General features: G+C 65.6%; 27 protein-coding genes and 1 pseudogene. 15 read left to right on the top strand and 13 right to left on the bottom strand.

Annotation, left to right across the window (positions count from 1 at the left end):
- Both NDB2M1_RS12385 and NDB2M1_RS12380 read left to right on the top strand, forming a co-directional pair.
- The gene (locus tag NDB2M1_RS12385; protein WP_072382731.1) at positions 1-576 is read left to right on the top strand and encodes a cob(I)yrinic acid a,c-diamide adenosyltransferase; all 576 of its coding nucleotides are present in this window, start codon (positions 1-3) and stop codon (positions 574-576) included.
- A gap of 84 nt (positions 577-660) precedes the next feature.
- Positions 661-1,530 (top strand): 3-hydroxyacyl-CoA dehydrogenase NAD-binding domain-containing protein, encoded by an 870-nt coding sequence (locus tag NDB2M1_RS12380; protein WP_072382728.1) that lies wholly within the window; start codon positions 661-663, stop codon positions 1,528-1,530.
- 23 nt (positions 1,531-1,553) lie between these two features.
- Here NDB2M1_RS12380 and NDB2M1_RS12375 read toward each other — a convergent pair whose 3' ends face one another.
- The gene (locus NDB2M1_RS12375; protein ID WP_054123754.1) at positions 1,554-1,844 is read right to left on the bottom strand and encodes a hypothetical protein; all 291 of its coding nucleotides are present in this window, start codon (positions 1,842-1,844) and stop codon (positions 1,554-1,556) included.
- A 245-nt stretch (positions 1,845-2,089) separates the two neighbouring features.
- Here NDB2M1_RS12375 and NDB2M1_RS12370 point away from each other — a divergent pair, with 245 nt between their 5' ends.
- Entirely contained in the window at positions 2,090-2,557 is a 468-nt protein-coding gene (locus NDB2M1_RS12370) for a thermonuclease family protein (RefSeq protein ID WP_083554836.1), read from the top strand.
- Here the strand turns inward: NDB2M1_RS12370 and NDB2M1_RS12365 are convergent.
- A complete protein-coding gene (locus tag NDB2M1_RS12365; RefSeq protein ID WP_054123755.1) occupies positions 2,554-3,189 on the bottom strand; it encodes a TetR/AcrR family transcriptional regulator in 636 nt (211 codons plus the stop codon). The two genes, NDB2M1_RS12370 and NDB2M1_RS12365, sit on opposite strands and share 4 nt — an antisense overlap.
- A gap of 126 nt (positions 3,190-3,315) precedes the next feature.
- Between NDB2M1_RS12365 and NDB2M1_RS12360 the strand changes: the two genes are divergently transcribed.
- Complete coding sequence (locus NDB2M1_RS12360; protein ID WP_253185871.1) at positions 3,316-5,106, top strand: bifunctional metallophosphatase/5'-nucleotidase; 1,791 nt, start codon at positions 3,316-3,318, stop codon at positions 5,104-5,106.
- A gap of 9 nt (positions 5,107-5,115) precedes the next feature.
- Here the strand turns inward: NDB2M1_RS12360 and NDB2M1_RS12355 are convergent, their stop codons facing one another.
- A complete protein-coding gene (locus NDB2M1_RS12355) occupies positions 5,116-5,901 on the bottom strand; it encodes a DUF1295 domain-containing protein (RefSeq protein WP_072382727.1) in 786 nt (261 codons plus the stop codon).
- Entirely contained in the window at positions 5,894-6,520 is a 627-nt protein-coding gene (locus tag NDB2M1_RS12350; RefSeq protein ID WP_072382725.1) for a lysophospholipid acyltransferase family protein, read from the bottom strand. Before NDB2M1_RS12350 ends, NDB2M1_RS12355 begins: the two co-directional genes overlap by 8 nt.
- A 157-nt stretch (positions 6,521-6,677) precedes the next feature.
- On the opposite strand from NDB2M1_RS12350, the gene NDB2M1_RS12345 reads away from it, so the two are divergent.
- From NDB2M1_RS12345 to NDB2M1_RS12335, 3 genes are read left to right on the top strand one after another with little or no spacing between them, the layout of a single operon-like run.
- Positions 6,678-7,109, top strand: a complete 432-nt coding sequence (locus NDB2M1_RS12345; protein WP_369817043.1) for a MarR family winged helix-turn-helix transcriptional regulator — start codon at positions 6,678-6,680, stop codon at positions 7,107-7,109.
- A complete protein-coding gene (locus NDB2M1_RS12340; protein ID WP_072382723.1) occupies positions 7,102-8,175 on the top strand; it encodes an HlyD family secretion protein in 1,074 nt (357 codons plus the stop codon). The genes NDB2M1_RS12345 and NDB2M1_RS12340 overlap by 8 nt, the downstream gene beginning before the upstream one ends.
- Before the next feature lie 19 nt (positions 8,176-8,194).
- Positions 8,195-10,189: a DHA2 family efflux MFS transporter permease subunit gene (locus tag NDB2M1_RS12335; RefSeq protein ID WP_072382721.1), complete on the top strand. Its 1,995-nt coding sequence runs from the start codon at positions 8,195-8,197 to the stop codon at positions 10,187-10,189.
- On the opposite strand, the gene NDB2M1_RS12330 is transcribed toward NDB2M1_RS12335, so the two are convergent.
- The 5 genes from NDB2M1_RS12330 to NDB2M1_RS12310 are packed head-to-tail and all read right to left on the bottom strand — an operon-like array spanning position 10,177 to position 13,508.
- Complete coding sequence (locus NDB2M1_RS12330) at positions 10,177-10,707, bottom strand: GNAT family N-acetyltransferase (protein WP_072382719.1); 531 nt, start codon at positions 10,705-10,707, stop codon at positions 10,177-10,179. The two genes, NDB2M1_RS12335 and NDB2M1_RS12330, sit on opposite strands and share 13 nt — an antisense overlap.
- 17 nt (positions 10,708-10,724) lie before the next feature.
- Positions 10,725-11,408, bottom strand: a complete 684-nt coding sequence (locus tag NDB2M1_RS12325) for a glutathione S-transferase family protein (protein ID WP_072382717.1) — start codon at positions 11,406-11,408, stop codon at positions 10,725-10,727.
- A 6-nt stretch (positions 11,409-11,414) separates the two neighbouring features.
- Positions 11,415-12,074, bottom strand: a complete 660-nt coding sequence (locus NDB2M1_RS12320; RefSeq protein WP_072382715.1) for a CoA transferase subunit B — start codon at positions 12,072-12,074, stop codon at positions 11,415-11,417.
- A complete protein-coding gene (locus NDB2M1_RS12315) occupies positions 12,074-12,784 on the bottom strand; it encodes a CoA transferase subunit A (RefSeq protein WP_072382713.1) in 711 nt (236 codons plus the stop codon). The genes NDB2M1_RS12320 and NDB2M1_RS12315 overlap by 1 nt, the downstream gene beginning before the upstream one ends.
- 55 nt (positions 12,785-12,839) lie before the next feature.
- Positions 12,840-13,508, bottom strand: coding sequence for an HAD-IA family hydrolase (locus NDB2M1_RS12310; protein WP_072382711.1), 669 nt, complete (start codon positions 13,506-13,508; stop codon positions 12,840-12,842).
- Positions 13,509-13,655: 147 nt separating this feature from the next.
- Here NDB2M1_RS12310 and NDB2M1_RS12305 point away from each other — a divergent pair, with 147 nt between their 5' ends.
- The 6 genes from NDB2M1_RS12305 (at position 13,656) to yihA (ending at position 18,157) form a co-directional block, all read left to right on the top strand.
- Positions 13,656-14,435, top strand: coding sequence for a universal stress protein (locus NDB2M1_RS12305; RefSeq protein WP_072382709.1), 780 nt, complete (start codon positions 13,656-13,658; stop codon positions 14,433-14,435).
- Positions 14,436-14,865: 430 nt separating this feature from the next.
- Positions 14,866-15,000, top strand: coding sequence for a 50S ribosomal protein L34 (gene rpmH, locus NDB2M1_RS12300; RefSeq protein ID WP_054123767.1), 135 nt, complete (start codon positions 14,866-14,868; stop codon positions 14,998-15,000).
- 26 nt (positions 15,001-15,026) lie between these two features.
- Positions 15,027-15,425 carry a ribonuclease P protein component gene (gene rnpA, locus NDB2M1_RS12295; RefSeq protein WP_072382707.1) on the top strand — a complete coding sequence of 133 codons (399 nt, stop codon included), beginning with the start codon at positions 15,027-15,029 and terminating at the stop codon, positions 15,423-15,425.
- A complete protein-coding gene (yidD, locus tag NDB2M1_RS12290) occupies positions 15,422-15,634 on the top strand; it encodes a membrane protein insertion efficiency factor YidD (RefSeq protein ID WP_072382705.1) in 213 nt (70 codons plus the stop codon). Before rnpA ends, yidD begins: the two co-directional genes overlap by 4 nt.
- Before the next feature lie 40 nt (positions 15,635-15,674).
- The gene (gene yidC, locus NDB2M1_RS12285; RefSeq protein WP_072382703.1) at positions 15,675-17,498 is read left to right on the top strand and encodes a membrane protein insertase YidC; all 1,824 of its coding nucleotides are present in this window, start codon (positions 15,675-15,677) and stop codon (positions 17,496-17,498) included.
- A complete protein-coding gene (yihA, locus tag NDB2M1_RS12280) occupies positions 17,498-18,157 on the top strand; it encodes a ribosome biogenesis GTP-binding protein YihA/YsxC (protein ID WP_072382701.1) in 660 nt (219 codons plus the stop codon). Before yidC ends, yihA begins: the two co-directional genes overlap by 1 nt.
- A gap of 22 nt (positions 18,158-18,179) precedes the next feature.
- On the opposite strand, the pseudogene NDB2M1_RS12275 reads toward yihA, so the two are convergent.
- Positions 18,180-18,614, bottom strand: a pseudogene (locus NDB2M1_RS12275) (EAL domain-containing protein); the annotation flags it as partial.
- A gap of 134 nt (positions 18,615-18,748) precedes the next feature.
- Here NDB2M1_RS12275 and NDB2M1_RS12270 point away from each other — a divergent pair.
- Positions 18,749-19,417: a glutathione S-transferase family protein gene (locus NDB2M1_RS12270; protein WP_072382697.1), complete on the top strand. Its 669-nt coding sequence runs from the start codon at positions 18,749-18,751 to the stop codon at positions 19,415-19,417.
- On the opposite strand, the gene NDB2M1_RS12265 is transcribed toward NDB2M1_RS12270, so the two are convergent.
- Positions 19,414-19,836, bottom strand: a complete 423-nt coding sequence (locus NDB2M1_RS12265) for a hypothetical protein (protein WP_072382695.1) — start codon at positions 19,834-19,836, stop codon at positions 19,414-19,416. The genes NDB2M1_RS12270 and NDB2M1_RS12265 overlap by 4 nt on opposite strands.
- A gap of 133 nt (positions 19,837-19,969) precedes the next feature.
- Between NDB2M1_RS12265 and dapE the strand changes: the two genes are divergently transcribed.
- Positions 19,970-21,112, top strand: a complete 1,143-nt coding sequence (gene dapE / locus NDB2M1_RS12260; protein WP_072382694.1) for a succinyl-diaminopimelate desuccinylase — start codon at positions 19,970-19,972, stop codon at positions 21,110-21,112.
- Here the strand turns inward: dapE and NDB2M1_RS12255 are convergent.
- Complete coding sequence (locus NDB2M1_RS12255; protein WP_072382693.1) at positions 21,096-21,698, bottom strand: Smr/MutS family protein; 603 nt, start codon at positions 21,696-21,698, stop codon at positions 21,096-21,098. The genes dapE and NDB2M1_RS12255 overlap by 17 nt on opposite strands.
- Entirely contained in the window at positions 21,695-22,897 is a 1,203-nt protein-coding gene (locus NDB2M1_RS12250) for a murein transglycosylase A (RefSeq protein ID WP_072382692.1), read from the bottom strand. The genes NDB2M1_RS12255 and NDB2M1_RS12250 overlap by 4 nt, the downstream gene beginning before the upstream one ends.
- Position 22,898: the final 1 nt, after the last annotated feature.

The following is a 22,898-nucleotide window of genomic DNA, read 5'->3' as shown; positions in this document are numbered from 1 at the left end:
GTGGTCAAGCTCAACAAGATCTACACGCGCACCGGCGATGACGGCACGACGGGCCTCGTCGATGGCTCGCGCCGCGCCAAGCATGACCTGCGCCTCGAGGCGATCGGCGAAGTCGATGAACTGAACTCTGCGGTCGGTTTCGCTGCGCTGGCGCTGGAGGCTGATCGCGCCACCGCGCTGCGCCGGATCCAGAACGATCTGTTCGATCTGGGCGCTGATCTGGCGACTCCGCTCGGCGAGATTGGCGGAGCGGATTTCACCCCGTCCGAAATGGTGCTGCGTGTTGTCGCGGCCCAGCCCGACCGGCTCGAGACGGAGATCGATACGCTCAATGCGTCGCTGCCGCCGCTGACGAGCTTCATCCTTCCCGGCGGCAGCGAAGGCGCCGCGCGCGTCCACTTGGCCCGCGCGATCACCCGCCGCGCCGAGCGCGCTGCTACCGCGCTGGCGGCGAGCGAGCCGGTTAACCCGGCGGCGCTGGCCTATCTCAACCGGTTGTCTGACTATTTCTTCGTGCTCGCGCGCGCGATCAATGCGGGCAACGATCCGCTGTGGGTGCCGGGCGCCTCGCGCTGATTGCCCCCTCAATTTGGCAGCTTTCCATGGGCGCCATTCCACACTAGTCAGCCCGCAAACGTGCAATCAGGCGGGATAGTTCACATGCAGACAATCGCAGTCATCGGTGCCGGACAGATGGGTTCGGGCATAGCTCAGGTCGCGGCCGCTTCGGGCAAGTCCGTGCTGCTCTCCGATGTTTCGCTCGCGGTTGCGGAAGCGGCCCGGGCCAAGATCGAAAAGGGCCTGATGAAGCTGGCCGAGCGCGGCAAGATCCCGGCCGAAGACGCCGTCGCGACGGTTTCGCGCATCACCGCCGTCGGCGATTACGCCCGCCTTGGCGAGGCCGATCTCGTGATCGAGGCTGCGACCGAGCGCGAGGATATCAAGCACAGGATCTTCGAAGCCGCCGGCAAGCACCTTGGCGCCGCCGCGATCATGGCGACCAACACCTCCTCGATCCCGATCACCCGCATGGCCGTCTCCTCGCCCGATCCGGAGCGCTTCATCGGCATCCACTTCTTCAATCCCGTGCCGCTGATGAAGCTGGTCGAGGTGATCCCCGGCCTTGCCACCTCGGTGCAGACCATCGAAGCGGTGCGCGGTTTCGTGAGCGATATCGGCAAGGAAATCGTGCTGTCGCAGGACGAGCCAGGCTTCATCGTCAACCGCATTTTCGTGCCGTTTATCAACGAGGCGGCTTTCGTGCTCGGCTCGGGCACCGGCTCGATCCAGGATATCGACAAGGGCGTGAAGCTGGGCCTCAACCACCCGATGGGCCCGCTCGAACTCGCGGACTTCATCGGGCTCGACACCCTGCTCGAGATCATGAAGATCTACCTCGCCTCGACGGGTGACCCGAAGTACCGCCCCGCGCCGCTGCTGCAGAAGTATGTCGAGGCAGGCTGGCTCGGCCGCAAGTCGGGCCGCGGCTTCTATGACTACAGCGGCGAGGTGCCGGTCCCGACGCGCTAGGCGCCGGGGCGCGGCCTGCCTTGTCAGGGTTGCGAATCGCTGTAGGACCCGCGGTTGTATTCGTCCTGATAGCCATCGCGGACGACGGACGGATCGGAGGGGTCATAGCCTTCGGTCCGCCGGGCCTTTCGAATTTCGCGCTCGGCCTCGTACTCTTGCACGGCCTTGCGGGCCTCTTCGCGCTCTTCTGCGCTCGGCCCCTGGTAGCTGACGGACGCGCTCTTGCCGATCATGGCGAGACCCAGTGAACTCAAGCTCATCACCCCAAGGCCGATAATGATGCGCCAACGCAGATCGAAGAAGAAGTCCGGCATGATCTGAAAACACCTGCTGCAGCGAAACCGAGCGCCAGTAGAAATCCGCAATTCTGGTTAAGATATCGCCAATCGACCGATGCTATTTTCGGAATACTGTTTTTCATTCTGCTATGGCTTTGCGTCACGATTTTTCAGCCGGTCCTTCAATCTTGCTGCCGTCCATCTTTGCGAAAGAATACTAAGCTATTGTACTATAACGTTTTTATATAGAACAAAGCAAGAATATATGCCATCGCGGCGGCATGAAGAATGCAGCTGTCATCCGGCAATCTGCCGGTCTCACCGTCCTGCTTGCCGCCGCTTTGTCCGGTCGCGCCATTCTCGCCGAGCCGCGTCCAATCGCCGCGGCTGACACGGAAACGGCCAGGTTCGCGCCATGCGAGGGACCCGTGCGCGTCACTTGCGTCGTCGACGGCGATACGTTCTGGTATCGCGGCCTGAAGATCCGCATTGCCGACGTCAATGCGCCGGAGCTCGACCATCCTTCCTGCGCCTATGAGGCCCGTCTGGCCCAGGCAGCGACACTGCGGCTGACCGACCTGCTCAATGCCGGCTCGTTCACCTTGGTGGTCGAGGGGCGCGAGACCGACCGCTATGGGCGCGCACTGCGCGTGGTGTTGCGCGGCGGGCGCAGTCTGGGTGCAGTGCTGGAACGCGAAGGCCTCGCCGAACACTGGCAAGGCCGGCGCGGCGACTGGTGCGCGGCCTAGGCGGCGCGCAGCCCGCTGACGCCCATGGCCCCGCGGTCCTGCGCGGAAAGGCCGTCGAACACCGCATCGATGATCCGGGCAAGCTTCTCTTCGGACAGGCGGTCCATCAGCATGCCCATCACGCCGATGTTGCAGTAGGGCGAGACCATCTGGTTGATCAGGCTCAGCGTCATGTCGATCTCGAGCCCAGGGAAGAATCCTTCGCCCATTGCTTCGGCGATGATCATGCTGAGGTAGTGATCGGCCAGATCGACGTAGCTGCGCACCTGTTCGAAGTATTCGTTGCCCAGCTCGACATACATCTCGTGTGCGACCGGATCGGCACGGTAGGCATCGCGCATCATCACGAAGCGGCGCGCGAAGAACTCGTACATCTTGCGGCGGGGCGGCAGCTCGCTGGCGACCACTTCCTCCATGATCGCGACCTTGGGGCGGAACCAGTATTCGGCGACGGCTTCGAGCAGCGCCTCGCGGCTTTCGAAATAGCGGAAGACCTGAGCCGGAGAGATGCCTGCCCGCAGCGCGATTTCCTGCATGTTCAGCGCCTGCCCGCCGCGCTCCTCGATCAGGGCGCAGGCCAGTTCGACCAGACGCTCCTGACCGGCTTCGATATCGGACTGCGCGCGGGGCATGTTATGATCCTGTCGCCGGGGAGGCCTACTGCCCATACTAGGCATTGCCCGAGACGGATTCAATTGCGTTACAGGCAATTGATCGAGTCCGGATCGGCGGTGATGCCGACAGCAGGAGATGGGTCGATGACGTTTATGGGCAATACGCGCCGCGCCGGTATGCTGGCAGCGGGTGCGCTGGCGTTCACCGGGCTGCTTTCGGGGTGTGCCGCACCGCAGGCAGGGGGCGCCCTGGTTTCGACGCCGCCACCGGCCGTTCCCGTGGAGGTTGCAGTGCTGGCGTTCAACGATTTCCATGGCAATCTTGAACCCCCGCGCCAGAGCGTGGGCATGCCCGATGGGCAAGGCGGTACCGCACAAGTCCCCGCAGGCGGTGCGGCCTGGCTTGCCAGCGCGCTCGATTCGCTGCGCATGAAGCATCCCTACTCGCTCACTGTCGCTGCGGGCGATCTCATCAGCGCCTCGCCGCTGGCCTCGTCGCTGTTTCTTGATGAGCCGTCGGTCGAAACGCTCAGCCGCATCGGCCTCGATTACGCGGCGGTCGGCAACCACGAGTTTGACCGCGGCACGAAGGAACTGCGGCGGATGCAGGCAGGCGGCTGCGAGAAGCTGACGGTGCGCGAGCCATGTCAGCTCGAACGCTTTGCCGGAGCACGTTACCACTATCTCGCCGCCAGCACATTGACCGCATCCGGCGCGCCGCTGTTCCCGGCGAGTGCGATCCGCACCTTCGGAACCGGTGCGTCGCAGGTGAAGGTCGGGGTGATCGGACTCACGCTCAGGGGCACGCCGATGCTGGTCAATCCGGCGGGCATTGCCGACGTGACCTTCGCGGACGAAGCAGACACGATCAATGCCGAAGTACCCAAGCTCAAATCCCAGGGAGCCGATGCCATTGTCGTCCTGATCCACCAGGGCGGCAAGCAGAGCGGCGCGCCCGATCCCAACGGCTGCGGCGGCTTTGCGGGGGACATCCAGCCCATTCTCGCGCGCGTGTCGCCCGAAGTCGATGTCGTGGTGTCGGGCCACACCCATGCCGACTATATCTGCGAGCTGCCGACCAGCGATCCGGCGCGCAAAGTGCTGCTCACCAGCGCGGGGCTTTACGGCAAGGAACTGACCGAGATCACGCTGGCCATCGATCCCGCTGCGCACCGCGTCACCGCCCGGAGCGCGCGCAACCTGATCGTGCAGTCGCAGCCGTTCAACTCGGCGAAGGGACCAGTCGCGCTCTCGCCGCTGGTGCCTGCCTATGCCCCGCGCACGGACATCGCCGCTTATGTCCAGCGCTATGTCGATGCGGCGAAGTCTTTCGCAACGCGTCCGGTCGGCAAGCTCTCCGGCCCGGCGGATCGCGGCGAGGCGCCTGCGGGCAGCACCGGCGGTCCGCTCGCGCACCTGATTGCCGATGCGCAGCTGGCGGCCACCCGCAGCGCGGGAGCGCAGATCGCCTTCATGAACCCTTATGGCGTACGCGCTGCGCTCGTTCCGGCCGCGGACGGAACGGTCACCTTCGGCGACATCTATCTCGTCCAGCCCTTCGGTAATGCGTTGGTGACCGAAACGCTGACCGGGGCCGAGATCAAGGCGGTGCTGGAGCAGGGGTTTGATGCGATCGGACCGGAGCAGGTGCTGGCGCCCTCGGCGGGGTTTGTCTTCCGCTATGATCGCCGCCAGCCGGAGGGCAGCCGGGTCACCGCGATCACGCTGAACGGAAAGCCCCTCGATCCCGCCGCGAGCTACCGCGTGACGGTGAACGGCTTCCTTGCCCTCGGCGGCGACGGTTTTACCGTGTTCAAGGCCGGGCGCGATACGGTGACCGGGCCGACCGATATCGACGCGTTCGAAGGTCTGTTCCGCAGCAAGTCCGTGGTCGACGTGCCGCGCGACGTGCGGACCATCGACGCCAGCAAATGACCGCAGCCTCTAGCGTTTCGGCGGCCATGGTATGAAGCCCGAGGTCCGCTCGACATAGGCGGCGTAGTCCGGCCGCCGCTGCACGAGGCCTTTCTCGAGCAGCGGCTTGCCGGACCAGCGGGTGAGCGTGAAGGTCAGGAACACCGGCCCTGCCAGCGAGGCCAGCGCCACCGGCAGGCCGGCCTCGCTCGCCGCCAGCCAGATGCCCCACCACACGCAAGTATCGCCGAAATAGTTGGGATGGCGGGTGTAGCGCCACAGCCCGGTATCGAGCACGCGGCCCTTGTTGGCGGGTTCGGCGCGGAAGCGGGTGAGCTGGGCATCGCCGATGGTCTCGAACGCGAAGCCGATCAGCCACAGCGCGGCCCCTGCCATCGCGAGCGGGCCTGCTCCTTCATTGCCGGAAGCCAGCACACCGATCTGCGCGGGCAGGCACGTCACATAGAGCAGTACCGCCTGCACCGCGAAGACTTGCGCTGCCGCCCGGCCATACTTGCCGGCCTTGCGCGCCTTGCCGAGCATGCGGGCGTAGCGCACGTCCTCGCCGTGCGCGCGCCAGCGGGTGTAGAGATGCCAGCCGAGGCGGGCGCCCCAGATCACGGCCATCGCTGCGATCAGCGTTGCGCGCGGGCCTTTCTCCGCCGCCTGCACCCACGCAGATGCTGCCAGCACCGCCATGGCCGCGCCCCATACGGCATCGATGAAACTGACATCGCCGATCTTTGCCGCGGTACGCGCCAGCAGCGCCATCAGCACGGCGAGTGCAAGCGCATTGATCAGCAGGCCCTCAAGCATTGAACATCCCCGTAAAGTCCTTGATGCCGCGTTCCGGGTGTTTCGGCGTCACGCTCTGATAGATTTCTGCCACCTGCTGCATATCCGCCTTGTAATCTCCTGTCGGCATGATCGCGGGGCCAAGTCCACCCACCTTGCGGCCATAGTCCATCAAGCCGACGACCATGGGAACCCCGGCTCCAAGGGCAATGTGATAGAACCCCGTCCGCCACTGGTTGACCGCGCTGCGCGTGCCTTCGGGTGCGATGGTGAGGGCGAAACGGTCACGCCGAGCGAACTCGGCGATCATTGCATCGACCACGTTGTGCCGGGCAGACCGGTCGATGGAAATGCCGCCCATGTCGCGCATGAAGCCGCCCATCGGCCAGCGAAACAAGCTGTCCTTGGCCATGAAGTGCGCATCGAGGCCCAGTTCGTTGACGAGGCCGAGGAAGTAGACGAAGTCCCAGTTCGAGGTGTGCGGTGCGGCGATGATGACATAGCGCCCACCGGGTGGCGGCGTGCCAACCGCTTTCCAGCCTTGCATCCGGTAAAACCCGAGCAGCGCGCGTTTGACCAGCCGCGACGACAGGCTCGCCTTCCGGCCGCCCGGACCGCTTTCCAGCACCCTTTCGCCCATTCATGATCCCCTTTTACTCGGGGGGTTTAGCGGGGACATTTTCGCTTGTCGAAGGGAACAAAAGGGCCAGCTGTCCATTTAGGCAAGCTTGACGATAATAAGCATGATTATTATATGTGCGCTTATGCAGAATAATATTGCCTTTTTGACCTCGGACGTGAGCCGCCTGCTGCGCAAGCGCTTCGACGTCGTCAGCCGCCGCTTCGGCGTGACCGGCCCGCAGTGGCGCATGCTTGCCGCGCTGCGCCGCACGCCCGGAATCAATCAGGGCGCGCTGGCGCAGTGGCTTGAAGTCGAAGCAATCACGGCGGGGCGCATGATAGATCGGCTGGAGAAGTCGGGCATGGTCGTGCGCCGCGCCGATCCCAACGACCGCCGCGCCTGGCGCTTGTTCCTGACCGATGCGGCGACGCCGTTGCTCGATGAGTTGTTCGTCTGCGCCACCGAGGTGTTCGAGGAAGCGCAGCAGGGCTTTGCGCCCGCCGAGCGCGAGTTGCTGCTCACCTTGCTCGAACGCGTGCGCGCCAATCTGCTGGAGGACAGCGCGCCCGAAAAGCCCGTGACCGAAGGAGCGCTCGCCCATGGCTGAAGCCGATCCCTTCAAGCCCGCTGCAGCGGCAGAAACCTCCGCTGCCGAACGCCGCAAGGCAACCCGCACCAAGCGTCTCCGGCTGGTCGGAATGCTCGTCATCCCCGCGCTGATCGTCGGCGGCGCGCTTTACTGGTGGTTCGGCCAGCCCGGCGAAGTCTCTACCGACAACGCCTATGTGAAGCAGGACATCGTCTCGATCGCGGGCGAAGTGACCGGCCTCGTCGTCGATGTGAAAGTGCGCGAGAACCAGCAGGTCAAGGCCGGCGATGTGCTGTTCCGGATCGATCCCACCAGCTATGAAGTGGCGATCCGTCAGGCCGATGCGCAGATCGCCGGGGCGCAGGCCCACATGACCGCGCTTGAGGCCGATGTCGGCGCCAATGCTGCCGATCTTGCCGCCGCGCGCGACGATCTGGCGCTCGCTGAATCGCAATACGCCCGCGAAAAGGCGCTGCTCGACCGCGGATTCAATACCCGCGCGCGGATCGACGAGGCGCAGCACGCCGTCGCCGTCGCGCGCGACCGGCTCGGTTCGATCCGTGCCGAAGTCGAGAAGGCCCGCGCCCAGCTTGCGACCGGCGCGCAGGTGCCCGGTCTAAACCCGCAAGTCGCCGCCGCGCAGGCGACCCGCGCCAAGGCTGCGCTCGATCTCACGCGTACCGTGGTCCGTGCGCCGGTTTCGGGTCGTGTCACGCAAGTCACGCGTCTGCAACTTGGCCAGATGGTGTTCACCGGCGTGCCGATGCTTTCGATCGTCCGCGAAGGCGGCGCCCGCGTGGAGGCGAATTTCAAGGAAACCGATCTTGCACACATGCGCCCCGGCCAGCCCGCCGAAGTGAAGCTCGATGCCTATCCCGGTCTGAAGCTCAAAGGCCATGTCGACAGCATCGGTGCGGGGACTGGCTCCGAATTCTCGGTGCTCCCGGCGCAGAACGCCACCGGCAACTGGGTCAAGGTGACACAGCGCGTGCCGGTGCGCATCGCCATCGACAGCTCCAGCGGGGATCGCCCGCTGATCGCCGGCCTCAGCGCGAACGTCACGGTCCATGTCGGGGACAAGTAGCGCGCAGCAACCTGCGTGGGTGGTCAAGCACCGGCCGTTGCTGTTCACCTCGGTGATGGCGGCGATGGTGATGCAGGTGCTCGACACCACCATCGCCAACGTCGCGCTGCCGCATATGGAAGCCTCGCTTTCGGCGACGCAGGAGACGATCAGCTGGGTGCTGACGAGCTACGTGCTCGCCTCGGCCGTCGCGCTGCCGCTGGGCGGCTGGCTGGTCGACCGTTTTGGTATCCGCGTCGTGTTCACGCTGTCGGTCGTCGCGTTCACTGCGGCTTCGATTCTCTGCGGCCTTGCCCAGAATCTTGGGCAGATGGTGGCGTTCCGCATCATCCAGGGCGTCGGCGGCGCGTTCCTGTCGCCCTTCGCGCAGACGGTGATGCTCAACGCCAGCACGGCGGAGGAGCGGCCCAAGATGATGGCGCTGTTCACGCAAGGCGTGATGCTCGGCCCCATCGCCGGGCCGCTGCTCGGCGGCTATATCACCGAGAGCTATTCGTGGCGCTGGGTTTTCTTCATCAACGTGCCCATCGGCATTGCGGCAGGCTGCGTGCTGTGGTGGCTGCTGCCGCGCCAGCCTGCCATCCGGCGGCCGATTGACCTCACCGGCTGGCTGCTCGTCGCGCTTGCACTCGCTTCGTTCCAGCTGATGCTTGATCGCGGCCCCTCGCAGGACTGGTTCGGCAGCGCCGAGGTCGTGACCTATGCCGTCATCTGGGCTTGCAGCGGCTGGATGGCGCTGGTCCACCTCGTCACCGCCGAGAAGCCGCTGTTTCCGGGGCGCATGTTTGCGGACACCAATTTCGTCGCCAGCCTGATCTTCATGTTCCTGATCGGCTGCGTAATGATGGCCGTCCTGGCGCTGCTGCCCGGCCTCTTGCAGGGCATCTACGGCTATCCAGCGGTCGATGCCGGGTGGCTGCTGGCGCCGCGCGGCGTGGGTCTGCTGGTCACGATCACCCTGCTGGGCCGCTGGATCACCAGGATGGATCCGCGCGTCGCACTGACCATCGGGATGGGGCTCTCGGGCTGGTCGCTCTGGCTGATGTCCGGCTGGTCGCCCGATATGCCGATGGCGCCGATCTTCATAACCGGCCTTATCCAGGGCGTGGGCATCGCCTTCACGATCATGCCGATAAACCTGATCGCGTTTGCAACCCTGCCGCCGGAGATGCGCACCGATGCGGCGGGGCTCAACAACCTGATGCGCTCGATCGGGGCTTCGATCGGCATTGCCGTCTGCACCTTCATGCTCGCGCGCAACATCCAGGTGAACCACGCGGAGATGGGCGCGCGGATCACGAGGATGAGCATGCCCTTCGATCTTGACCGTATCACCGCCTATGGCGGCGTCTCGGAAGCAGGGATGCGGATGGTCGACGGCATGGTCAACAAGCAGGCGGCGATGATCGGCTACCTCAACGATTTCTACATGATGGGCCTGCTGTGCTGGGCCTCGATCCCGGTGCTGTTCTTCGTCAAGGCCGGCAAGGCGCCCCCGGCGGGCGCGCCGCAAATGGCCGCGGCTGCGGATCACTACCCCGCCACTAACCGGTTGCTGAAGGGGGCGTCGAGGTCTAACGCCCCCCTTATGGCGCTGATATCCAATCCGAAGCTCGCATGGATCCTCCGCTGCGGCTGGCACGGCAAATGCCCGCGCTGCGGCGAAGGTTACATGTTCGCCGGCTGGCTCAAGCTCGCCAAGACCTGCGAACATTGCGGCCTCGATTTCAGCTACGCGCAGACGGACGATGGCCCGGCCTTTTTCGCGTTGTGCATCACCGCATTCCCGCTCGTCTTCGTGGTGGTCTACGTGCAGGTACGCTTCGATCCGCCGTGGTGGGTCCACGTCTTCACCTCGGTGCCGATCCTCGTCCTCGGCTGCGTTGCCACGCTGCGTCCGTTCAAGGGCTGGCTCGCCGCCTCGCAATATGTGAACAAGGCGGTCGAAGCGGGGACGGAAGGGCTGTGGGCACAGCTCAACGCGCGCAAGCATGCGGACGATCAACGGTCGTGATCTGACACCGCCTGCCACTCGTTGCGCAGCAGCCCCATGATTGCCGTGTCCCACCGCTCGTCGCCGACGCGCGCGGACGAACGGCGCACGCCCTCCATCTGGAACCCGAGACGTTCATAAGTGCGGATTGCCGCTTGGTTCCACGTGTAGACATTGAGTTCGACGCGGGCGATGTCCGGGATGGCAAAGGCGGCTTCGAGCACGAGCTGCAGCATTGGTGCGGCCAGGCCTTGGCCGCGTGCTTGCGGCGCGATTGCGACGCGGGAAAGCAGGGCCACGCCGTTGCGCCAGTCGAGCCCCAGTTGCGCATGCCCGGTGGCCGATCCCTCGATCTCTGCCATCCAGCACAGGCGCGTGGGCGGCGATGCCGCAAACTCGGCCACCATGGCTTCGAGTTGGTTCGTATCGAGCGGGAATGTCACGAACGGCCCGCCCCACTGGACGAGGTCGGCTTCATTGGGAAACCAGTTGCCGAGCGTTTCGAAGTGCCCCTGCGTGAACGGAACAAGCTTCAGCATACCTGCTGCGTAAGCCCTCAGCCCGTCCGGTAATCCGCGATCAGCACGCCCGTTGCCGCGAGTTCTTCCTCGTGGCTCGCCTCGCGCCAGTCTTCCGCTAGCGCTGCTGCTTCCCATTCCTGCATGGCGGGATGCGCGATCACGTTGTCGACCCAGGCCTGTCCGGCGCCTACATCCAGCCCGTACGTGCGGATGCGGAAAGCAACGGGTGCATAGAAAGCATCGAGCACCGTAAAGCGCTCACCCGCCAGCCATGGCCCGCCGAAGCGCGATAGGCCCTGCTCGAAGATCTCGCGCACGCGGGCGACGTCCTTCAGGAGCGCTTCGCGCATCGGGCGCGGCTTGACGCGGACGCCGACATTCATCGGGCAATCATTGCGCAGCGCCGAGAAGCCGCCGTGCATCTCGGTCACCGCACACTGCGTGAAGGCTCGGGCGGCGGGATCGGTAGGCCAGATGCCCTCGTGCCGGTCGGCCAGATAGAGCGCGATGCCCAGCGAATCCCACACAGTGGTCTCGCCATCGAGCAGCACCGGGACTTGCCCGGTCGGCGAGAAGCTGCGGAACTCGTCGTAGTTCACCGGCTTGGTGAAGGGCTCGATCCTGTCCGTGAACGGAATGCCCAGCGCCCTCATCAGCACCCAGGGGCGCAGCGACCAGCTTGAATAGTTCCGGTTCGCGGTGATGAGGGTGTAGGCCACGCTCTGCTACTCCGCGTAGTGCGCGGTGGTCTTCGCGCGCACGTCTTCGGCGCTTACGCCGGGCGCCAGCTCGACCAGCTTGAACGGCGAGGCGTGATCGGGCCGGGCAAACACGGCGAGATCGGTGATCACCATGTCGACCACGCCCTTCCCGGTCAGCGGCAGGGTGCAGGTCGGGATGAACTTGGGGCTGCCATCCTTGGCGCAGTGCTCCATCACCACGATGATCTTCTTGACGCCCGCGACGAGGTCCATCGCGCCGCCCATGCCCTTGATCATCTTGCCGGGCACCATCCAGTTGGCGATGTCGCCGTTCTCGGCCACTTCCATCGCGCCCAGCACGGTGAGATCGATGTGCCCGCCGCGGATCATCGCGAAGCTCTGCGCGCTGTCGAAATAGGCTGAGTGCGGCAGCTCGCTGATCGTCTGCTTGCCCGCGTTGATGAGATCGGGATCGACTTCGTTCTCGAGCGGGAAGGGCCCGATGCCGAGCATGCCGTTCTCGCTCTGCAAGGTCACGGTCATGCCTTCGGGGATGTGGTTCGCCACCAGCGTCGGGATGCCGATGCCGAGGTTCACGTAGAAGCCGTCCTGCAGCTCGCGCGCGGCGCGGGCGGCCATCTGGTCACGGGTCCAGCCCGCCGTCAGTCCATCATGCTTGGTCATCAGCCCAGATCCGTGCTGCGAGTGGTGCGGAATTCGATCTTCTTGTCGTAGGGCGCGCCCACGATCATGCGCTGGACGTAGACGCCCGGCAGGTGGATCGCATCGGGATCAAGCGCGCCTACGGGCACGATTTCTTCGACTTCGACCACGCAGACCTTGCCGCAGGTCGCTGCCGGAACGTTGAAGTTGCGTGCGGTCTTGCGGAATACCACGTTGCCGGTCTCGTCCGCCTTCCACGCCTTCACCAGCGCGAGATCGGCGAAGATGCCCTGCTCGAGGATGTACTCCTGGCCATTGAAGACCTTGCTTTCCTTGCCTTCGGCCACCAGCGTGCCGACGCCGGTCTTGGTATAGAAGCCCGGAATGCCCGCACCGCCCGCGCGCATGCGCTCGGCGAGGGTTCCTTGCGGGCAAAACTCCACTTCAAGCTCGCCGGAGAGGTACTGGCGTTCGAATTCCTTGTTCTCGCCGACGTAGCTGGCGATCATCTTCTTGACCTGCCGCGTGCGCAGCAGCTTGCCGATGCCTTCGTTGTCGATCCCGGCATTGTTGCTGGCGAACGTGAGGTCTTTCACCCCGCTGTCGCGCACCGCATCGAGCAGGCGTTCCGGAATGCCGCACAGGCCGAAGCCCCCGCAGGCGACGAGCAGACCATCGCGCAATAGCCCGTCAAGGGCGCTGGCGGCATCGGGGTAAAGCTTGCTGGCCACGCGAATCCGGCTCCTTCTGCAGTGCAGCGCCTATCTAGCGCGCGGGGCCGGATTGTCACCCCAGCGGCAGTCCAAGCTGGGCCGAAAGATCGGCCAGCGCCTGCTCGCCGCTGGTCACCTTGATCGCGTGCATCCCCAGCTTTGCCGCGGGTTTGCAGTTCACGCCAAGGTCGTCGAGGTAGATGCAGGCCGCCGGTTCCAGCCCGAGTTTCTCGCACATCATAAGATATATGCGCGGATCGGGTTTGCGCACGCCGGCCTTGCTGCTTTCGATCACGTGCTCGAATCGGGCGAAGATCTGCTCCAGCGCATCGCTGCGATCCTCGCTGCGGGCAAGCCCTGCGCCCAGAAGTCCTTGGGGCCCGGTGGGCACATTGTTGGTGATGCAGGCGATGCGGTAGCCGGCGCCCTTCAGCTGGTCGAGCGCGCGGACCATCGCGGGGCGCACCGTTCCTGCAAGCACGGCAAGCACGTCCGCCCCTGCCAGTTCATGCCCTTGCGCCTTGGCTTCGGCGGCGAACAGCGCGTCGAACTCCGCAGCGCCGATTTCCGCGCGCTCGAATCGGGCCCAGGCATTGTCGTCAGGGTTGGTCGCATTGACGCGGCGGACGAAGTCCTGCGGCAACCCGCGCTCTGCTTCCAGCCGGTTGAATGCCTCGAACGGGGAGGAGGTGATGACCCCGCCGAAATCGAAGATCACTGCCGAAAATGCCCGCTCCGCCATGCTGTCCGCTCCGTGTTCCTGTGCCTCGGCGGCATAGCGGTCGGCGCGGCGAGCGCAAGGGCAGGTAGTTAGTTGATCTGGATCATTGGGGCTCGGTCCGAAACGGGTGTAATGAAGCTCTGCCAGCCTGTTTTGCGGAGGAACCAGATGCGCTCGATTCTTTGCCCGGCCGATACTGCCGATACCCTCGATGACCGTGTCGAAACCGCGCTCGCGCTGGCGCGGGCAATGCGGGGCCATGTCTCGTTCCAGATCGCGACTCCCTTCGCGCAGATGGCGCTGTGGGAGCCGTTCGGCGGTGCGGCACTGTCTGCCCAGGTGATCAACGAAGTGCGTGCGGCGGATGAGCAACTCGCCAAGGATCTCGACGCGCGCCTCGCCAACGAGGACGTTCCGTTCGATGTCGTGCTGACCGATCAGGGTCGGGTCGAAGGTGTGGCGGCTGCGGCACGCTTCACCGACGTGATCGTCACCAGTCTCGACGATCCGGCGCTGGAGGAAGTCGCGCTCGGCTCGCACTGCCCTGTGCTTGCGCTGCCGCGCGGGGTGCCCTTCGTGGTGTTCGACAAGCCGGTCCTGCTGGCGTGGGACGGCGGACATGAAGCGGCGGCCGCCATGCGTGCCGCGCTGCCGCTGCTCGCGCATGCGAGCTCGGTGCACATCCTGATGGTGCGCGAAAAGGAGGACAGCTTCCCGGCACGCGATGCCGCCTGCTACCTCTCGCGCCACGATATCCATGCCGAAGTGCATGAAGTCGCCAAACATGGCGCGATTGCCACGACGATCGCCGACAAGGCCCACGAACTGGGCGCGGGGCTGATCGTGATGGGCGTATTCGGCAAGAGCCGCCTGCGCGAACTGCTGCTCGGCGGGGTCTCGCGCGATCTGCTCGACAAGTCGATGGTGCCGCTGCTGCTGGCTCATTAAGCGCGCGAGACCTGCCTCTAGGGGCATGTTGCGACGCAGCAGCAGCACTATCTGATTTCGGCATTGACTGCATGCCATGGAGTCATGGCGCTGTAATATCGGCGGAAATTGGCCATTCATGGGCAATGGTAATGAGTGTATTGCAAAAAGTGCAATCAACCTGCCCCATTTCGCACTTGCGAAAATGACGGGATAGTTGCATATGAAAGCTGCCTTTCAGGCATCCTCTCCCAAAACTTTCAGGCCCGGTTGGCAACGACCGGGCCTTTTTTCTGTCAGCCTCGCCAAGGCAAGGGGGTGGTGCGGAAGGACGCGAAGCCGCCGCAGCGCTTGACTGCACGGGCATCCCGGCGTATCGGCGCGCTCCTGATTCCGGGCCGCGTCCTGCGCAGGCCATTGGCAAACCGATTCGAACGAAAAGAGCAGACCGATGAAGCGCACTTTCCAGCCCAGCAACCTCGTGCGTGCCCGCCGCCACGGCTTCCGCGCCCGCATGGCCACTGTCGGCGGTCGCAAGGTGCTCCGCGCCCGCCGCGCCCGCGGCCGCAAGAAGCTCTCGGCCTGATCGCCGAGGCTCCGGTTGCGCCCGTCATGGGGTGCAAGCTGGAAACAATCGCGAAGCGCAGCGATTTCCTCGCGGCGAACAACGGAATCCGGGTCGCAAGGCCCGGTTTCGTGCTTTTGGTGAACCCGCTCGCGCGCCCTGACGGATCACGGCGCTTCGGCGTCACCGTCACCAAGCGCATCGGCAACGCGGTTGCCCGCAACCGCATGAAGCGGCGCCTCCGGGCACTGGCGCGGGAAATCCTGCCAGCGCGGGGCATTCCTGGTGCGGACCATGTGCTGATCGGCCGCGAAAACGGGATCGAGCGCGATTTCGGCCTGCTCCGGCAGGAACTCGAAGCCGCGCTCTCGCGGGCTGCTGCGGGAAAGGGCGATCCGCCGCGCTCGCCCGGCTTCAAAGGCAAACCGAGGGGGCGTGGCAAGTGATCCGCAAGCTGCTGATCCTGATTGTCCGGCTGTGGCAGATCGGCCCTTCAGCCGTGCTGCCGCCGTCCTGCCGCTACAGCCCGTCCTGTTCGCAATATGCGATCGAGGCGCTCGGCAAACACGGTGCGATTAAGGGTGGTTGGCTGACGGTGAAGCGGCTATTGCGCTGCCACCCTTGGGGTGGCCACGGCTACGATCCGGTGCCCTGAACAATCAACCGGCACACCAGACTTACGAACGCGAGGCAGAGTGGAAAATCAGCGCAATGTGATCCTGGCGATGGTGCTCATGGCCCTCATGCTCGTGGGCTGGGACCTTGGCATGCGGTACTATTATCCGCAGCCTGCCAAGCCTGCTGCCGGAGCGGCCGCCACGCCGGGTGTCGCGCCCGCACCCGCGGCCACGCCCAAGCCCAACCGCGAAGGCGGTCTGCAGGCCGCGGCAGATGTCGCGCTGGAAAAGCAGGACCTCGCGCAGGCGCTTGCCGCCGGTCACCGCATCCCCGTCGATGCGCCGGGCCTCAAGGGTTCGATCAACCTTCTCGGCGGTCTTGTCGATGATCTGACGCTCGCCCGCCACCGCGAGACGCTCGACAAGAACAGCCCGCCGGTGCGCCTGTTCTCGCCCGCCGGGACGCCTGCACAGCACTTCGCGCAAGTCGGCTGGCTCGGCCAGAACGGCGTTGCTGCGCCCGGACCGGACACGCTGTGGCAGGCCGACGGCGCCAAGCTGACGCCCGCGACGCCGGTCACGCTCAAATGGAGCAATGCCACCGGCCAGACCTTCGCGATCCGCTATGCGATCGACGAAAACTACATGATCACGGTCACGCAGTCGGTCAACAATGCCGGCGGCACTCCGGTCGCGGTCAAGCCCTTCGCGCTCGTCAACCGCACCGATCGCACCGCCAGCATCGATACCTGGAACGTCCATTCGGGCCCGATTGCCGCCTTCGACGGTGCGGTGACGTTCGACACCAACTATTCGGACGTGAAGACCGCAGGCGCGGTCAGCCCGGCGGGCTCGGCCAACTGGATCGGCTTCACTGATATCTATTGGCTCTCCGCGCTGATCCCGGACACCGCAAATGGTGCCGTGCAGCCCAAGGGCGATTTCCGCAGCGTCTCGCCCGATATCTTCCGCGCCGATCTGATCTACCCGGTCGCCACCGTCGCGCCGGGCCAGACCGCCACGCAGACCGTGCGCCTGTTCGCCGGTGCCAAGGAAAACAACGTCCTCGAAGCCTACGAGAAGCAGGGCGCGACCAATCTCTCGCTCTCGATCGACTGGGGCTGGTTCCGCTGGTTCGAGAAGCCGATCTTCTGGCTGCTCGATTCGCTCTTCCGCGCGGTGCACAATTTCGGCCTCGCGATCATCCTGCTCACGCTGATCGTGCGCGGCATCATGTTCCCGGTCGCCCAGCGCCAGTTCGCCTCGATGGCGGCGATGCGCGCGATCCAGCCCAAGCTGAAGGTGATCCAGGAACGCTTCAAGGACGACAAGCAGAAGCAGCAGCAGGAAATCATGGCGCTCTACAAGGCCGAAGGGGTGAACCCGCTCGCCGGCTGCCTGCCGATCTTCCTGCAGATCCCGGTGTTCTTCGCGCTCTACAAGGTGCTCGTGCTGACCATCGAGATGCGTCACCAGCCCTTTTTCGGCTGGATCAAGGACCTCTCTGCGCCCGATCCGCTGCACGTGCTCAACTTGTTCGGCCTGCTGCCGTTCACCCCGCCAGCATTCCTGGCCATCGGCGTGCTGGCGATTCTGCTCGGCATCACGATGTGGGCGCAGTTCAAGCTGCAGCCGGCGGCGATGGACCCGTCGCAGCAACAGGTCATGGCGCTGATGCCGTGGATGATGATGTTCGTGATGGCGCCCTTCGCGGCGGGCCTCCTCATCTACTGGATTACTTCGAACCTGCTCACCATCGCGCAGCAGAAGTACCTCTACAGCAAGCATCCGCAGCTGAAGGCGCAGGCAAGCAAGGACCAGCTCGATATCGACCGCGTGGTGGCGCGTGAGCAGAAGGCGCAAGAGCCGAAGGGCGGGCCGCGCAAGCCCAAGACGCGCTGATGGCGATCACCGAAGCGGAAGCCGCAGCGCGCGCCGAGCTTGAAGAGCGTGCCCGGCGATTGTTCGCCGGGCCGATCACCTTCCTGAAGTCCGCGCCCGCGCTCAAGTTCATTCCCGATCCCGAGGTGCCCGAGATCGCGTTTTCGGGCCGCTCCAACGTCGGCAAGTCCTCGCTGCTCAATGCGCTGACGGGGCGCAATTCGCTGGCGCGCACGTCGGTCACGCCGGGGCGCACGCAGGAACTGAATTTCTTCGATGTCGGCGAACCGCTGCAGATGCGGCTCGTCGACATGCCCGGCTATGGCTTTGCCAAGGCGCCGCCCAAGGTGACCGAGCAGTGGAAGCGCCTCGTGCGCGATTTCCTGCGCGGGCGGGTGGTGCTGAAGCGCACGCTGCTCCTCATCGATGCGCGGCACGGCATCAAGCCGGTCGACGAGGACATGATGAAGATGCTCGACGAGGCGGCGGTCGGCTACCGCGTCGTCCTCACCAAGGCGGACAAGATCAAGGCGAGCGAGCTTGCCGCCACCGTCGCCGCGACCGAAGCCGCCGCGCGCAAGCGGACCGCGGCCTTTCCGCAGATCCACGTCACCTCGTCGGAACTCAAGATGGGCATAGCCGAGCTGCGCGGCGCCATCCTCGAGGACGCCGCGATCTAGGCAACATGGCTAGGCAACATGGCTAGGCGGCTCTGGCGGCCTGCCGTGCCAGCAGCACATCGAGCGACACTGGCCGCTCGATGAAGTAGCCTTGCGCATAGTGGAAGCCGGCCAGGGTCGCTTCCATCAGCTGCATCTCGGTCTCGATCCCCTCGAACACGCATTCCAGCCGCAGCGAGCGGGTGAGGTTGAAGATCGCGCGGACCAGCCGGCGCCCCTCGCCATCGTCGAGTTGCACGGCAAAGCTGCGGTCGATCTTGATGACGTCGATCGGCAGCATGTGCAGCGTGCTGAGGCTGGAGTAGCCCGTCCCGAAGTCGTCGAGCGCGATCCTGGCTCCGCAGGCGCGCAGCCTTTGGAGCGCGGCGCGGGCCCCGGCGAAATCGGCTATGAGCGAGGTTTCGGTGATTTCGAAGACCAGTCGCTCGGCCTGCGATGTCATGCGGCTCTTTTGCGCAAGGCGCCTTGTCGCGCGGTTGTCCCGTCCATCCGCGCGACCACGCCGGGCATGCGTTGAAAAAACTAACCTTGCGACCGGCCTTGACGGCGCGCCTCGACACCGCCGTGCGGACGGGTTAGGCCTGCTCGCCCATGAAGCTCATCATCGGAAACCGTTCCTATTCCAGCTGGTCCCTGCGCGGGTGGCTGGCAGCCCGGCAATCCGGCCTTGCGTTCGAAACGCAGGTCATTCCGCTCTACCGCGAGAATTGGGATGCGGTGAAAGCCGGTATTCCCGAACTCGCGCCGTCGCAGGGCAAAGTGCCGGTGCTGTGGGACGGCGACGGAGTGGTGTGGGACAGCCTCGCCATCCTGGGCTACCTTTCCGACAAGGTCGGTCGCGACCGCTATTGGCCCAAGGCTGACGATGCCCGGGCGCTGGCCCGCGCAATGGTCGCTGAGATGCATTCGAGCTTCGGCGCGCTGCGCAGCGAGCTGCCGTTCAACTTGCGCATGGAGCCGGTGGCGAAGCCCCTGACCGATGCAGTTCGTGCAGATGTCGAGCGAATCCTTACGCTATGGGCACAGGCCCGTGCGCGGTTCGGGCAAGGCGGACCGTTCCTGTTCGGCACCTTTGGCGCAGCGGACATCTTCTTCGCGCCGGTGGTGGTACGTTTCCGGCAGTATGGTGTGCCTGTGCCGGGCTTTGCTGCTGCCTACATGGATGCGGTCTGGGACCACGAGTGGCTCGAGACCTGGCGGGCTGCGGCGGCGGGCGAAAGCTGGTCGATCCCGCATTTTGATGCTGCGGCTGAGGTCTAGTCCCGCGCCGGCCACCACAGCGGGCCGACGGCGGACAACAGAACAAGCACGTTGATCACCGCATTGGGCGCATTGCCCGAGGCGAGCGATCCCGCGCTGTCGAGGCAGAACCACGCCGTCAGCCCCGTCACCACCGCGCGCCGCACGCCTTCGGGCGCTGCATCATGGACCCAGGCGGAAAGGCACCAGATCATCACGCCCCAACCCAGCAGGAACCCGCCCGTCAGTGCGGACAGGAAGCGCGTGTCGGATGCAGCATAGGTTACGCTGCCGTCGATCGGCCAACTGAGCAGGTCGAGGGTAAGCCGGGCAGGTTCGGCTGTTGCGATCATCGTGCCGAGAAAGAACACCGGCCCGAACGATCCGACGATCAGAGCCGCCACCTTCAGCCAGAACTTGTGAAACGCGCGCGATCGCATCGTTGATCCTCTCCCCTTGCGCGCCGCCCTGATTGTCCCAGTGCGCCCGGCGGCCTGCAATTACCTCGCAGGTCATGCCTCTCCGCCCTTGCAGACGCTTCCCTCCGCTTTCCTGCTCGTCTAACGCCGCCCCATGGCTGTTCCCACCGATGTCCTTGCCCGCACCGCCGCGCTGATCGAGGCGCCCAGCATCACCCCGGCCACCGGCGCCGTGTTCGATGTGCTCGAAGCCATGCTCGCGCCGATGGGCTTCGCGGTGCATCGCTTCCTCGCCGGAGAGCCGCCGGAAGGTCCGGTCGAGAACCTCTTCGCTATCCGCCAAGGCCCTGCACGCTCGCGCCACTTTGCGTTTGCCGGACACCTCGATGTCGTGCCTCCGGGCGAGGGCTGGTCCAGCGATCCGTTCGCGGCGGACTTGCGCGACGCACCCGGCGGCAAAGTGCTCTACGGGCGCGGCGCGGTCGATATGAAGGGCGCCATCGCGGCGATGGTCTGCGCGGTAGAGCAGATTCCCGCCGAAGCGGGCACAATCAGCTTCATCATCACCGGCGACGAGGAAGGCCCCGCCAAGTACGGCACCGTACCGCTGATTGCCCACATGCGCGAAGTGGGCGCGCTTCCCGATTTCTGTCTCGTGGGAGAGCCGACCTCGGTGAACCGGCTGGGCGACATGGTGAAAATCGGTCGGCGCGGCTCGGTCAATGTGTGGCTCACGGCGAAGGGCGCGCAGGGCCACGTCGCCTATCCGCACCTCGCCGACAATCCGATCCCGCGCCTAGTCGCCTTGCTGGCGGAACTCGATGCACTTGTCCTCGATGAAGGCAGCGCGTGGTTCCAGCCCTCGAATCTCGAGATCACCGATCTCGAAGTCGGCAACCGCGCCACCAATGTGATCCCGGCCGAAGCCCGCGCGCGGCTCTCGATCCGCTACAACGATCACCACACCGGGCAGGCGCTGGTCGACCGCGTGACCGAGATTGCCGCCAGGCATCGCACCGAGGTCCGCGCGACCCTGCACGGCGAGGCATTCATCACTCTCCCCGGCGCGCAGTCGGCGCTCGTGGCGACGGCGGTCGAGGCTGAGACGGGTATCAGCCCTGAGCTTTCCACCACCGGCGGTACCAGTGATGCCCGCTTCCTGCGTGCGCTGTGCCCGGTGATCGAATTCGGCCTGACCAACGCGACGATGCACAAGACCGACGAGGCGGTGGCTGTGGACGACCTGGAAGTCCTGACGCGGATCTACCGCCGGATCGCGCTCAGCGCGCTTTCCTGAGCACGATGTAGACCGCCCCGTCGCCGCCATGGCGCGGCTGGGCGGGTCTGACCGACGCGATGCGCCCTGCGTGCGGGCTCGCCGCCAGCCAGTCGAGCAGCCGCGCGCGGATCGCCCCGCGCTTGTCGCCCGGTTCAAGGTGATTGGGCAGGCCATTCTCTGCCACCGGGCGGTGCTTGCCCGCGATCAGCAGGATCACCCGCGCGCCCATCGCCAGCGCCTGCTCGATACCGCCATTGAGCCGGCTGTGTGCCAAGGCGATGGAAAGGCCGTGAAGGTCAATTGTCACATCGGGCTGGAGCGGTCCGCGCGTGAGCTTGCGGTCCCAGCTCGAATCGAGGCCTCCTGCAGTGAGCGGGCGAACCGGATTCGCCAAAGGAGCCGGTTCCGGGCGGGGCGGCGGGACGCGGCCTTTGACACGCTTGGGCGGAGGGGACGGTGCTTCGTCTGGCCCATCCCCGGCCCCTCCCGCAGGCGGGAGGGGGGCTGGTAGCGCCTTCTTCGGGTGGAGCGGGGTGACGGTCGCCGCCACTTTCCGCCACAGCGCGGCTTCATCGGGGCTGAGCCCGCGCGGAGGCGCTCTCATTGGCCGTTCAGCCGGGCGAGCGTGCCTTTGGGCAGCAGGATCAGGGCCTGCCCTTGCGCCTTCAGGCCGCCCGCGATGGTGCGCGCCTCGGACCCGGCACCCCAGAAGCTGTCGAAGCGGTTGGGCCCCTTGATCGCGCCGCCCGTATCCTGCGCCACCCAGAGCCCGCTGATCCCGCCTTCACCCTGCAGCCACACCGGCGCGCCGAGCGGGACATAGGCCGGGTCCGCCGCCAAGGTGGTGCGCGGCATGATCGGCACGTTCAGCGCGCCCACGGTGTCCGTCCCGGTCCGCTCGCGGAAGAACACATAGCTCTGGTTCTGCTGCATCAGCGCGCGGCCTTCCACGGGGTGTTCGTGGATGTAGCGCAGGATGCCCTGCATCGAGCCGGGATACTGGCCGGGGCCGGTGCCGATCAAGCCTTGCGCGCGCATCACGCTGCCGATGCCGGTGTAGGGATAGCCGTTCTGCCCGGCAAAGCCGAGCCGGATCACGCTGCCGTCAGGTGCGCGCAGGCGGCCTGAGCCCTGGACCTGGAGGAAGAACAGCTCGGCCCGGTCTGCCACCCAGCCGATTTCCAGACCCCGGCCGGAAAGCACGCCGTTCTCGATGGCGGTGCGGTCGTAGTAGGGCACGAAGCGCCCGGTCTCGTCATAACGGCCAAGCGGCTGCGTCCCATCGGGCTGCTGCGGCGGTGCGTCGCCGGGACGCGCGCGCACCAGATCGGGGGGCAGCGCGTAGACCGGCACGTCGAAGCCCGGTTGGCGCACGCGCACCCCGGCGATCTCCGGCTCATAATACCCCGTCACCAGCGCTTCGCCGCGCGCCACCGTGGCGGTTTCGAAATAGCGCGTGAAGAAGCCGCGTGCGTCTTCCGCCGGCCAAGCAGACGCAGCGGCGCAAGCTGGCGCCCAGTCTTCCGGGCGAGTCAGTCCGCTCGTATCGTTGCGCTTTGTCAGGCGCGGGCAACTGGTGATGAAGGCAGACAGCGCAGCGCGGGCATTGGCGTCGCTGAAGCCGAGCCCCGCCGCCAGCGGCCCCCGATGCGTGCCGATCAGCGCGGCGTTGGGCGCGGTGGGCGGCACCGGGGGAACCGGCGCGCCCGGCGGAATGATGGGAAGGCAGCTCGAAAGGAAGGCCGGTGCCAGAACGGCAAGCCAGGCCAGCTTCCCGGCCCGTCCTGCACGCCGAAACCCCACG

Source organism: Novosphingobium sp. NDB2Meth1, assembly GCF_900117425.1.
Lineage (GTDB): Bacteria > Pseudomonadota > Alphaproteobacteria > Sphingomonadales > Sphingomonadaceae > Novosphingobium.
The sequence above is the reverse complement of the archived record's forward strand: the minus strand, read 5'-3'. Positions and strand labels throughout refer to the sequence as shown.